Here is an 11,944-nt window from a genome sequence, read left to right on the forward strand (position 1 = left end):
GAATGGGAGCTTGCTAACGCCACTCACAGGCTATACGGACGCAATGGCGTATGGATTCCACCAGCACCTCAATGAAAGGAAGTTTCAGCCCCATCAGTGATCTGATCCTGGGAATGCTGGGCCTGGCTGGCGTTTCGTTTTTTCTGGCCAAAGCCTTTGATCTGCCAACCGGCTTCTGGTTAATCACCTTTGCGTTCTATCTCGGGCAAAGTGTCCTTGTCCTCCGGCACTGGCGTTGGAGAGCCGACTTCGGCTGGGCCAACCGCGCCACGCTGCTGCGCTCGGTTTTGGTGCTGGCACTGGTTGGCTGGGCTCCGTTCCTCGGTGACCACTCCTCTTCAGCAGCCTCACCCGCGCTCTGGAGTTATGCGGTTATCAGCCTGATCGCTCTGTTGTTGGACGGTGTCGACGGCAAAATCGCCCGGGCAACAGGAAGCCATAGCGCCTTCGGTGCCCGTTTCGATATGGAGCTGGACGCGCTCTTTATCCTCGGGCTGTGCGTTGCCACACTGGCTCTGGAGAAAGCCGGTAGCTGGGTACTTGCCCTGGGCCTGATGCGCTATCTGTTCATATTGGCCAGTTGGCCGCTGCCCTGGCTGAATAACCCGCTGCCAGACAGCTTCCGACGGAAGACCATCTGTGTCTGGCAGGTGGTCACACTGATGGTCGCCGTTGTGCCCATTACCCCTGCATTGTTCGCCAGCCTGACGCTCGGGCTCGCTCTGGCGTTGCTTGCCTGGTCCTTTTATCTGGACGTGCGCTGGCTCTACCAAAGGAGACAAAATCATGAAACTGTCATTTCCTGAAGCTCTGACAACCTCAATCCTGCTGGCCACCGCTACCAGTGTGTCTGCAGAGCCGGCTAAGTTCGAAGTGGACGAAGAGCACTTTTCCATGAGCTTCGAAATCATGCATATCGGTTATGCCCCGGTGATGGGCATGTTCCGGGATATTGAAGGCCAGTTTGAATACAACGAAGAAACCGGAGAACTGAATTCCGGGAAGCTGGTTTTCAAAGCCAGCAGTGTCTTTACCAACCACGATAAACGGGACGACCACCTCCGCAAGCCCGATTTTCTGGACGCCAGCAAATACCCGGAGATTACCTTTGTGGTGAGTGACTTTAAAAAAACCGGTGACAATACTGGCGTAGTGACCGGCGACCTGACCTTGCTGGGGCAGACCCGACCGGTCGATGTGAATGTCACCCTGAACAAGGCCGCGGAGTATCCCATCGGCCATGAAGACTACACCCTGGGCATAAGCGCGGAGGCTGTCATCAACCGCAGCGATTGGGGCATGACCTACGGCCTGGAAAACGGGCTGGTGGGAGACGAAGTGCGGTTGCGCTTCGGCTTTGAGGCCATCAAAGACAGTGGCTGGTTCTGACTTTGAGAACCGCCTCTCAAAACGACACAAAACCTCCGCAATTTCGGCCTAAATTTTTGCCGTTTAGAACAATCCGACCCTATGGTTAAAAGTTAACCCAACCATCAACAACAATAACGGGGTCTGACAATGCCGTACCGGGCATTAAGCCTAACCCTGGCCATCACCGCCGGTGTGGCCGGCACCGTGTGGCTGCTCTCTGCCGAGAACGAGGGCAGCTTCCGGGGCCCGCTGCAAGACACCAACTCTTCCGCGCCCCAAATGGTTGCTAACCAGGATACCGTAGCTCCGGCCACACCTGCCGGGCCTGTTCCCGAGCCACCCTCTGAAAATGCGCTGGGCTTCATGCTGGCAAGTGTTGCAGAGGAATACCAACAGACTATTCGGTACCCGGATTATTCGGTGCCGCTGACCAAAGCTCAGGCAGAGGCTTACCAGGGCAACCGCTACCACCCGGTCGTGCTCCCGCTCGAGGGTGATGGCCGCTTTGTGGTGACGCTGGACAAATTCCGCTTCAGCCAGGGTGAGCCGATTCTGGTGGTGGCGTCCCTGAATGGTCGTCAGGTGTTCGGCCAGTCTCTGTCCGCCACCCTGGAGACGGCCGGAGAGCGGGGCCGGGTAGCCTCTGCCGAGCTGGAGAATGCAGACCCCGGTTATTACCAGGGCACCGTCAGTTCCGATCATCCCCCCGGCGAGTACCGGTTGATTGTGGAGGCCCGGGTAGACGGCAAGCCCGTTCGACATGTGTCTTCACTGACCATCGAACCCGATCTAGGCAGCTTCGAGGGCCTGGAGACCGCCTATGTGTCTGGGAACGACCTCGTCATCCCTGTGCGCTTCGACCCGGAACAGTCCGGCTATTACGCCCTCTCTGCACAGCTCTACAGCGGAGAAACCCCGCTGGCCCAATTGCAACAGGAAACGTCTCTGGGCAGCAGCTCGGCCGTCATTCGCCTGAAAGCCCATGGCAGCGTGTTAGCCAATCGCGACATTCAGGGCACCCTGCAACTTAGGCATTTGCAGATACGCCGGTTACCCGCCGCCCCGGGCGACCGCACCGACTACGCCTTCGGTCCCGAGGAAGGCTATGAATTTTCACCGCCGGATCTGGACGGCCTCCAAAACCAGCCGGCGATGAATCCCGAATCAGAACAACGGGCTGCCCTGCTACGGCAGCTGGCGGACAAGTTCTGATAACACCACAACAATAAATCGGAAAGAAACGGAGCAACCAATGACAATGAAAAGAAGAGGATGCCTGACGAAAACCGCCCTCGCGACAGCGCTGGCTGGCGGCCTGTTTGCCACTGGCGCAAGTGCGCAGTTGGCCGGCCACAATGTGATTCTGGTTCACGGCTTCATGATGGATGATCTTTCCAATCCACCGGCCAACTTCCAGGAAGTCCAGCAGGCCGGCGAAGATAACTGGCGGGAATACTGGCTGAACCGGGCCGAAGCCCGTATCGACTGGGCCAGCAATGGCCGGGTAGAAGGCCAGATCGCCCAGCAGGCTTTTCAGCAACTGCGGCAGATCAGTCAGCAAGGGCTGTGTAATGACTACTGCGTTGTTGTTACCCACTCCACCGGCGATCTGGTAACCCGCCATCTGCTGGAAAACCAGGCGCGCTGGCTGCAATCGGAAGGCCTGCAACCGCTGAAAATCCTGGCAGTACTGGACATGGCCGGTGCCGGTGGTGGCACGGAACTGGCCGACCTGGCCGTGAGCATTGCCTACAACGACAGCTGGTACAACTGGCCGGTGAAACAGGCGGTCAAAGCCTTTACCGGCATTGACCCGGAGCCGGATAATCTGGGTGTGGTCAACGACTTGCAGACCAACGTTGCCCGCAACCTGGCCGTCAGCCCCAACAGCATTCCGCGCCTGCGGTTCGTTGGCGGTGGCTCATCCTACGGAGGTATCACCAAACCCTTTATTGATGGCACCGACGATGGCGTGGTTCCCACCCATTCAGCCTGCGGAGCAACCAGTGCCAGCGGTATTGATTCCTGCTCCAACAGCATCAGCCTGGCCGGTAAAGTCAGCGGACAGAACGGCCCGTCCGGGTTGTATTACAACCACTACCCGGTGCTGATGAGCGAGGGCGCCAACCATGGCGACGTGATCAATACCCAGACCGGCAACACCGCTGTCCCCGTGGTGAACAACACCACCCTGAACGGCCTGCGTGTGGACTTCGCCAGCCGCACCTACAATCAGCGTGCGTGGTGGCAGTTCTGGGGCTCTGGCGATCAGTACATTGAAGTGCCGAACTCCAGCCAGACCAGTCTGTCCAATCTTGTCTACACCACACTCAACAACTGATCGATCGTTGTTGCAAAGGCTCAGGGATGAGCCACTCCCTCGGTTTTCGCTGCTATCTTTTTTAGTTCGCAAACTATAGATTGAGCCCTCTGATTTCTATTGATGCCGGTTCAATCATGTCTGACGCCCACAAATCTGATCTTTACCTGGTACTCGTTACCCTGCTGGCGGCGATTGGCTGGATGCTGTCTAAAGAGGCGGTTTTAATGATGCCGCCCCTGATGTTCATGGCGGCTCGCTTTCTGATTGCCGGCGCCTTTCTCGCCCTGCTGGCCTTACCCTCACTGTTAAGGCTTACCCGGGACCAGATACTCCGAAGCCTGGGCGTGGGCTTTGTGTTCGGCATTGCCATGACCTGCTGGATCATGGGGCTGTATCACACCGACAGCATGGGCGAGGGCGCGTTTCTGACCAGCCTGGGCGTGGTGATTGTCCCGATCATTGCCCGCACAGTATTTGGCGAACAGCAGCCTTTGAGCACCTGGCTGGCGATACCGATTGCGGTGGCCGGTCTGGCGCTTTTGTCCCTGGAAAACGGCTTCAGGCCAGACCCGGGGCAGCTCTATTTCGTTCTGGCGGCAACCATCTTTGCCCTGTACTTCACGCTCAATACGCGCGCCGCCAACCAACGCATCGTGGTCGACAAGCAAGGCAAATCGGTGGAGAAAAAGAAAGTACCGGCACTGCCGCTGACGGCCATTGCCCTGCTTACCGTTGGGACCGTGACCTTGGCGGAGTCCGCCATCAGCGAGCGTTGGACTCACACACTGACCAACCCCGAACCCATGCTCTATATCTGGGTACTGGCCAGTGCCTTGATTGCCACAGCGGGACGTTTCCTGTTGCAGACCTATGCCCAGAGCCTGTCGGTTAACAGCCACGGTGTAGTGATACTGGTACTGGAACCGGTGTGGGTTGCTGTCTTCGCGGTTGCCTGGTTCGGCGAGACCATGACCCTGCTGCAAATAGCCGGCTGCGCGCTGATTTTTGCCGCGCTTCTGGTCAATCGCTGGAACGCCCTCAGCCGCGCCATCAAGGCCCTGATGAAAGCGAAAAATCCCCCGCAAAGAGGTTGACCAGGGCACCCGAAATCCGTATATTTCCACCCCGTTGCAGGACAGGACCATAGCTCAGTTGGTTAGAGCGCTACCTTGACATGGTAGAGGTCCGCGGTTCGAATCCGCGTGGTCCTACCAATTTCTGCAACAGAAACAGTCACTTAGGGCGAAAGTCGAGTGGCTTTTTTTATGCCCGAAAGAAAATTTCAGCAATTTACAGCCGATTTACAGCAATACAGCGGCGTTTTTCCGTGCTGTAATTCCGTGCTGTAAATTTGAGGGCGGCCATCCACCGGCTTCACCTCTATAGCGGTTCCCCGGCTTCAGGCCATATCACACCAGCGTCTAAACGCCTCCGCCAGAATGTCAGCATCATGGCCAGTCATTGCACATAACCGCCTTGTCTGCGGCCCTGCGTGCCTTAGATCCTGATAAGCCTGCTCCATTTCTGCGGCTATTGCCTTGCGCTTAATGCCCTTGTGGTGGCTCATGGCATCATCAAGAAACAGCCGCAATGCAGCGCCCCATAGTTGCCGCTCTGGCATTTCATCCGGGGGCTGTAAGGGCTGCTCTATCAATTCCAGATCCGGTTCTGTCATTCACCGGCTTTCTGTTTCAGCTCGGCAATTTCCTGTTTTAGCCTGGCTGCTTCCTCACGGCGGCGGGCTTGCTCTGCTTCACGCTCTGCGCGCTTGCCGGTTACTGCGTCGTGAATATGCTTTGTTACCTGATCCATTGTTCAGCCCTCTAGGTCAATTTGCTGTTTGTTGAGTTGTGAACCGTCGCGGCGGTGGGGGTTCAAGCTGGCGGCAATCCGGCGCTCTAGTTGGTAGAACTCGCCACTGCCGATACCCGTTAGCGGAACTGGTTTTGATAGACCGGCCTGGCTGGCGGTCATGTTTGCGTCATAGCCTGCCTGTTCAGCATCAGCGGCGGCGGCTTCCCACTGGCTGATAGCTTCAGTGAACGCGGTCACGGCTTCATGGCTTGCCTGTAGTGCCTTTCTGGCGGCCTCTATGGCCTTCTCCCGTGCCTTTTGGTGCTGGGCTACCGCTGGGCCTGCCTCTGCCTTAATAGCCGCTGAAAGCTGTTTCTGTAGTGCATCGGCCTGAATGGCTAGGGTACGGCGGCGCTTGTCGGTCTGGGCTGCCTGCTCTACCAGTTCGTCAGCATTGCCACCGGCGGCAACTTGCGCGGATAGCTCGGCATCAGTGACAGGGTTCAGGCTTTCTAGCTCGGCTTTTATGCCCTGTAGCTGGGTTCGGATTTCATCGGCTTTCATGCGTGTTCTCCGTTCATTCGAATAGTGACTTTCGGCATTTCAAAGGGTGGAAGGGCGGCGCAATCCACGGCCCCGGCTACGGCGTTGGCCAGATCATCATGGCCACCGGGCGGGTGGTCGATACTGTCCTTACCGGCGCGGCTTGTCCGACGCTCAAGGCTTACCAGTTCGCTCTGTAGTTGCTTGTTGTCCAGCAGTTCCACGCGGTCGCTGTTAATCAGCGGTAGCAGATCCCGGTATAGGTCGCTCCGGGGCTTCGGTGCTAGTTCGTATTTAATGCCCTGCTTTCGGAAGGGTTCGCGGGCGAACTCCCCGGCGTACCTGTCCCCGGTAACGGTGTCTATCCGGTATTTCTTCAGCAGGTTGCAGAACTCCAGAACCACGGATTCAGGGCTGAAGGGCGGCTTCACGGCTCGCACTACGTCCAGAATGATCTGATCCCCTTCCCGGTGGGTAATGGCTAGGGTCATGGCATCCTTTGAGCCGCCGGAAGGGTCAACAAAACCGAAATAGTGGCGGTCTGACAGGGGCGGCAACTCTAGCCGGTCTGGTGCCGTGCAGGCCTCTACCGCTTCCAGGCTGATAAAGGTTTCCACGTCCGTCCTGAACTCTGCCATGTATTCCGCTTTGGCTGCGGCGGGGTCGCGTTCCATTGCCTCCCGGACTACCTTTTCGGGTAGTGTCGGGTTCATGGTGCGGCTAGGTGCCTGGGCCACCAGAATAGAGCCTTCCTTGCCGTAGTATCGGCTGTAGGCATCCCATAGCGCGCCCCGGCGGCTGTAAGGGCTGGAAAGGGCAATCAGCGGGCCGGTCAGGGTGGCCATTGCCGGGCGTATCGCGCTGACTACTTCCCGGTCTGGGTTCGCGCTGTCGTCGGATCTCCAGAACGCTATTTCATCGGCAATACAGCAGGCCACGGTATAGCCCCGAACGGCCCGAAAGCTGGCGGTGTGAACCTCTATGGCTGCCCGGTTCGATAACTCCAGGCTTTCGGTGGTTTCCCGCGTGATAAGCCGTTCCAACATGGCGTTAGAGTGGAACAGGCCACTGATATAGCGGAACACTGAACGGGCCTGTTTGCGGTCTGCGGCCAATACCATAACGGTAGCCACTTCGCCGGGGCTTAGGCGGTCGCTGTAGTCCATGAATGCAGCATGAAACACGGCCAGCAGGGCGGCGGCCTGAGACTTGCCACCACGGCGGCCAATGGCCAGCCATAGTTCATCGTGTACGGCCTCTGGGGCGCTTTCACGGCCTGTTAGTTCCTGCCAGTGGGGTAGCTCATCCTCTGCCAGTTCTAGCCCGTAAAAGCCCGCCAGCAGTGTCCGCCATGCCTTGAAGCTATCGCCCCCGAATTGATCCCCGAACAAGGCGGGATCTGTCATCAGGTCGCGTATGGTTATCACTTGCCGCCCTCCCGTTGCTTCAGGAAGGTGGCTAGGTCTGGTACGTCACGGGCTTGGCGATCAAGACCAACGGTTTTAAGCAGTCCAATTAGCGTATTCACCGCCTGAGTAAGCCGCCCTTGGTCTACTTCCTCGCCACGGCTTAGGGCTGCTTCCTGTTGCTCGATGACACATTCCATGTAAACAATCCGCTTGCACAATGACCGGCGCTGATAGCTCATCCGATCAATACCGCCTAAGTCCTGGGTCAAATCGTGGTAACGATCATTAACCGCACGGGCTAACGTGGTGCGGCCATCCAGCTTTTCCAGCCAGTCCGCTGAATACTTAGGAGGGATTGCGGCTTGTTTGGTCATATCGCTGGCCTATATAGGCGGTATCTATGCTGTAAATATGGCTCCATTTTAACAGTAATTGCTGTAATTTTTGGCATTTACAGCACCGACATGAAACTAAAACGCTATATTTCAATGGTTTAATCGTTATAAATTCTACCCTGTTATGGTAGATAGCTTTGGATCAATGGGTACTGGGGTTTGTATTGCAGGGATTCGCGGCTATCTATAAGAGATTTTTAATAGACAAAAACTATATTAAGAGATGAGGGTAATTTTGTGCGGGGAGTGTCTTTTTTTTGCATTGCGGCTGTTATGTCGTCGTGTGCTGGCCTAATTATTGAGCAAACGGGGGTTAAGGGGGTTAAGGGGGTTATATTCCCCTCACTAAATAATAAAGAGTAAGTACTCTCAAAGTTTCAGCGGTAGAAACAAACCCCCAAAACCCCTTAAACCCCCGCCTGATTACTCTATGACCTCCACTTGCCAGAGTTGAGCGTGCTTGCCGCCGGTCTGGATCTTCCTTAACCGCATTCCGTTAACTAGCCGGTCAGCTCTGAATTGCAGGACTTTGCCAAGCGAACGAGCGGAAAGTGTGCGGCCCGGCTTGTACTCGTCCAACGCCTCGAGCAACCGCTGCTGATTGCTCTGCTCGCCGCAACGGTACGCGCTGTTGTACTGCTCTAATACATCCCTACAGGTCACGGCCTTGTCACCAAAAATGGCGCGCCAGACCTCGAGCAACTCCCCCCACATTTCTTGTTCAGGGTCTTGCGCCTGGGCATCATCCACAGCCCTCATCACGTCGTCATACTCACCAAAGGGCATAACATGGTTGGCAATCCATGCCACCGGCTGGCGGACAAGTGTGTCCCACTGCTCGAACGAGGCCATGCTCCCGTCAGCCCTTGGGCAACCAGCCGCAAACCAGCCGCGTATGATGGTCAGCGCATCCGCTGCCATGCGTTGCCGGTTCTTTAAGGTGTAGTCCTCCGGGTCAAGGTCGAATTGACGGGCAAAGGGCCGTTCGGTTTCGGGATCAATCCGGCACTTCAAAACACGGCGCGGCATATCGCCTGCCAGGGTCAGGTTGTTGCCGGTCAGCAACCAGATAGCCCGGTTTGGCACCTCGGCACTTTTGCTAACCCCCAGAATGCGGTCAGTGTATGTACTCGAGGTCAGCAGGCCCGCCAGTGAGGCACTGTCGAATACTCCAATGATGTTATCCCACACCACACAGCGTGGTGACTCGAGCAAGATGGTCATCAGCCGCTTGCGGATTTCTTCTTCCTCCCGGCAGTGTGGTTGCACCTTGGCATTGTGCCCACTGGCCAGCGCCGCCACACATTTCGCTAACAGCGTTTTGCCGCTGCCTTGAACTGGCGCATCAAACCCAAAGGCCGGGGCGGTTGGCACCACCGGACGAACTACAGCCGTCAGCAAGGACGCCAACAGGACAGACCTGTCCAGCATGTCCACCAGCGGGAAGTCCGCAAACGGGCGCATCAGGCGTTCGAGTGCGGCCTCGACCTCTGCGGTCGTCGGGTTCAACGGCACCGGATAGAGGTCATCCTCGTTAACGTCCAATAGCAGGCCGGTCAGCTCATCAAATCCCGGACGGGTCAGCAGTGAGCCATCAGGCCGGACTGTCGGGGCGGTGATGACCGCTTCCAGCCGTTTGAGGTGGCGGCGGTTGCCCAATGCCAGCAGTTGGTCTGCAATCTTTACAGGCGGATCTTCGAGAACTGGGTATTGCTTGCCCTCCGCCCCTGACCATTTCCAGAACTGGGTCATACCGCCAAGCCAATGCAACAGGCCATGCTTGTCGAGCGGGTGAACCTGCCCATGCTCAACCAGGACAAGCGGCCCGCCAAAGTCGAACGAGGCCGGGGACTGGCGCATCAGCCGGAGAACCTGCTCCATTGCCTCGAAAGTCTTACCCCGGACAAGCTCGACCATTTCCGGCGGGCGCGTCAGCTTGTAATAACGACCACCGTGAGCGAACGAATTAATACCAGGCGTTGCGCTCATCAGGTACAGCTTGCCAACAGGACGGCCGCCGTCATAACCGGGTTCGATAGGATCAAGGGTTGTCAGGCCGTGATACGTCTCCCGGTCGTCCAATATGGCCCCGACGGTTGTGTCGAATTGTTGACCGCTTGGCATAACGACGGTTATCGGAAAGTCACCGGCAAGGGTTTGATGACTGAGGGCGCGCTCAACCAGCCGTTTTGCCTGTTCGAGCCTTTCCTCGTCGTCGCCATTCTCACCAACGATACGATAGGCCATCTGTTCGATGTACCCATGCCGCACAAGCTGGGCTTCCTCGTCAGCTTCCTGCATTTCTGCCTGGATGTTGGCTTGGGCTTTCGTGCGGGTGGCCTCGTCGGGTGGCGGTATGACCTCCATGGTGTCCAATACCTCGAACTCGCCTTCGATCAGTACCGGCTTGCCCCGCTTTTGCGACAATAGAGCCGCACACGATGCACCGGCTGCAAAGTCGAGCCGGTTGGTCTGCCAAACGCTGTTATCAAAGGTGGTGCGTTTGAGTTTCGAGCCTGCCGTACTGACCATGATGTAACCATGACCAGCCGCCCACAGATAGGTTTGCAGATCCTTTCCGGCGCGCTCTATGTCACCCCCACGGCGGACAGTGAAGTACAACCGCTGGCCTTTCAGGCCGGTCAGGTCAGCTCCGGTATCGTCGTTGATAATATGACTCGACGACGAGGGAAACCACAAACACGCCACACGGCCCAAACCAGGCACCGCTTCCCTCAAAGCCGCCAGAAGGCCGTCACGGTCGAGCGGCTGGGTATTTTGTGCCGGGTCATAATCGAGCATCATCACGGCATAGTCAGACGGCCAGAAAAACGCCTCTTTGATTCTGGGGATTGCGGAGTCAGGCTTGCCCATCTTCTGCCATGCGTCACGGGTTACAACGTCCACAGAATCACGCTCGGGCACTCCGTAGCACAACGCCTGATTCGGTTTAAGGCTCGCCAGCAGATCCGCCAGACCTTGCAGACCGTCTACCTCTACAACGTCAGCATGGCCGGTTGCCATGTTGCCGCCGCCAGCTTTTTGCAGCTTGTCCGCTTGCAGGCTGTAATGCTTGGTCAGCCTTTGGGGCTTAGTTGAGGAAATAACAGTCAGGCGCGGCTTGATGGTCAATTTCTGACCAGCGGTGTTATAATCACCTTGCCCACTCTCCTGAATGCTCTGGCCCTCGTTCCCGGCTGCCACCGGGGCGGGGGCTGTTCGGTTTAGCTGTTCCATTATTTCGCCCCCCGTTTTGATGCCTTTCGGGCTTTCTTGCGCTCTTTTCGTTCAATGGCTGCAAGTACCCGGCGCATTTTCCGAGTACCTGGCATTCCAGTCGGCCCGCCGTCAACACGGGCAGAGGGGACATTAAAGGCAAGGGCCTGCTGTGCTGAAATTTGCTGTTTCATTCGCCGCCCTCCATCATCCACCGTTCCAGGTCTTCGGCGGAAATAGCCTTGCACCCTGCAACCTCGATTACTTCCAGCTCTTCGGCTGCAATCGCGTCATAAAGCGTGAACGGGTGCGCCTGAGCGCGGTAGCTGGCTTCGGAAATGGAAAGGTACTCTTTCCCGCTGCGGTAAAAACTGCCGGGCAATACTCTCATGCCATCACCTCCCGGCTCTTGAGCCAATCTTCGAGGTCACTTTTCCGCCAGCCAACGCGCCGCGCGGAAAGGCGGATTTTTGCCGGGAATGAGGGGTCGAACTCTGCCAGCCGCCAAAAGGTTGTTTCTGATACTCCGATCAGTGGCGCGGCTTGTTTGCGAGGGAGGATTGCATCAGGTCTGGCAATGATTGCCTTCACTGCTTCACTATTTTTTTGTTGCGTCAGCGTGTGGCGCTGGGTTACGTTCTGCGTCTGCATTAGCGGATCTCCAAAGAGCCCGCCGGGGTTATAAAAACGAATATCCTTATGAAAATATCGTATTTCAGGTATTCGCCACTTTCCCATAACATGAATTTGCGGAATTCTATGTACGGGCAACCCCGGCGTAGTCTAAAAAATCCGGGCTTTTGGGTGGTGAGAGACCTTCTAGCCCGGTGCTTACCCCTAATTCGTTTCAGGGATGTGCATAGTATACCCGTTCATATGACTGCACTTACAGG

At 56.9% G+C, this 11,944-nt stretch carries 14 protein-coding genes and 1 tRNA gene; 6 read left to right on the forward strand and 9 right to left on the reverse strand.

What is annotated here, in order from left to right:
- The first annotated feature begins 50 nt into the window (after positions 1-50).
- The 6 genes from Q675_RS20990 to Q675_RS21015 all read left to right on the forward strand — a co-directional run bounded on the left by Q675_RS20990 (position 51) and on the right by Q675_RS21015 (position 4,908).
- Positions 51-806, forward strand: coding sequence for a CDP-alcohol phosphatidyltransferase family protein (locus Q675_RS20990; protein WP_023010403.1), 756 nt, complete (start codon positions 51-53; stop codon positions 804-806).
- Positions 787-1,389 carry a YceI family protein gene (locus Q675_RS20995; protein ID WP_023010404.1) on the forward strand — a complete coding sequence of 201 codons (603 nt, stop codon included), beginning with the start codon at positions 787-789 and terminating at the stop codon, positions 1,387-1,389. Before Q675_RS20990 ends, Q675_RS20995 begins: the two co-directional genes overlap by 20 nt.
- A 129-nt stretch (positions 1,390-1,518) precedes the next feature.
- A complete protein-coding gene (locus tag Q675_RS21000) occupies positions 1,519-2,583 on the forward strand; it encodes a hypothetical protein (protein WP_023010405.1) in 1,065 nt (354 codons plus the stop codon).
- Between the two features lie 40 nt (positions 2,584-2,623).
- Entirely contained in the window at positions 2,624-3,712 is a 1,089-nt protein-coding gene (locus Q675_RS21005; protein WP_011785165.1) for a hypothetical protein, read from the forward strand.
- Between the two features lie 116 nt (positions 3,713-3,828).
- The gene (locus tag Q675_RS21010) at positions 3,829-4,788 is read left to right on the forward strand and encodes a DMT family transporter (protein ID WP_023010406.1); all 960 of its coding nucleotides are present in this window, start codon (positions 3,829-3,831) and stop codon (positions 4,786-4,788) included.
- Positions 4,789-4,831: 43 nt separating this feature from the next.
- Positions 4,832-4,908: transfer RNA gene (locus Q675_RS21015), tRNA-Val, on the forward strand.
- A gap of 185 nt (positions 4,909-5,093) precedes the next feature.
- Here Q675_RS21015 and Q675_RS21020 read toward each other — a convergent pair.
- The 9 genes from Q675_RS21020 to Q675_RS37660 all read right to left on the reverse strand — a co-directional run bounded on the left by Q675_RS21020 (position 5,094) and on the right by Q675_RS37660 (position 11,789).
- Entirely contained in the window at positions 5,094-5,369 is a 276-nt protein-coding gene (locus Q675_RS21020) for a hypothetical protein (protein WP_023010407.1), read from the reverse strand.
- The gene (locus Q675_RS38180) at positions 5,366-5,506 is read right to left on the reverse strand and encodes a hypothetical protein (RefSeq protein ID WP_023010408.1); all 141 of its coding nucleotides are present in this window, start codon (positions 5,504-5,506) and stop codon (positions 5,366-5,368) included. The genes Q675_RS21020 and Q675_RS38180 overlap by 4 nt, the downstream gene beginning before the upstream one ends.
- Positions 5,507-5,509: 3 nt before the next feature.
- The gene (locus Q675_RS21025) at positions 5,510-6,052 is read right to left on the reverse strand and encodes a hypothetical protein (protein ID WP_023010409.1); all 543 of its coding nucleotides are present in this window, start codon (positions 6,050-6,052) and stop codon (positions 5,510-5,512) included.
- Positions 6,049-7,458, reverse strand: coding sequence for a hypothetical protein (locus Q675_RS21030; RefSeq protein WP_023010410.1), 1,410 nt, complete (start codon positions 7,456-7,458; stop codon positions 6,049-6,051). The genes Q675_RS21025 and Q675_RS21030 overlap by 4 nt, the downstream gene beginning before the upstream one ends.
- Positions 7,455-7,814 (reverse strand): hypothetical protein, encoded by a 360-nt coding sequence (locus Q675_RS21035; protein WP_023010411.1) that lies wholly within the window; start codon positions 7,812-7,814, stop codon positions 7,455-7,457. The genes Q675_RS21030 and Q675_RS21035 overlap by 4 nt, the downstream gene beginning before the upstream one ends.
- A gap of 444 nt (positions 7,815-8,258) precedes the next feature.
- Positions 8,259-11,072 (reverse strand): hypothetical protein, encoded by a 2,814-nt coding sequence (locus Q675_RS21040; RefSeq protein ID WP_023010412.1) that lies wholly within the window; start codon positions 11,070-11,072, stop codon positions 8,259-8,261.
- On the reverse strand, positions 11,072-11,245 hold the full coding sequence (locus Q675_RS38185) for a hypothetical protein (protein WP_023010413.1): 174 nt from the start codon (positions 11,243-11,245) through the stop codon (positions 11,072-11,074). The genes Q675_RS21040 and Q675_RS38185 overlap by 1 nt, the downstream gene beginning before the upstream one ends.
- Positions 11,242-11,442 (reverse strand): hypothetical protein, encoded by a 201-nt coding sequence (locus Q675_RS21045; protein WP_023010414.1) that lies wholly within the window; start codon positions 11,440-11,442, stop codon positions 11,242-11,244. Before Q675_RS21045 ends, Q675_RS38185 begins: the two co-directional genes overlap by 4 nt.
- Positions 11,439-11,789 carry a helix-turn-helix transcriptional regulator gene (locus Q675_RS37660; RefSeq protein WP_023010415.1) on the reverse strand — a complete coding sequence of 117 codons (351 nt, stop codon included), beginning with the start codon at positions 11,787-11,789 and terminating at the stop codon, positions 11,439-11,441. The genes Q675_RS21045 and Q675_RS37660 overlap by 4 nt, the downstream gene beginning before the upstream one ends.
- Positions 11,790-11,944 lie beyond the last annotated feature (155 nt).

This window comes from Marinobacter sp. EN3, assembly GCF_000475315.1.
GTDB classification, from domain to species: domain Bacteria; phylum Pseudomonadota; class Gammaproteobacteria; order Pseudomonadales; family Oleiphilaceae; genus Marinobacter; species Marinobacter nauticus.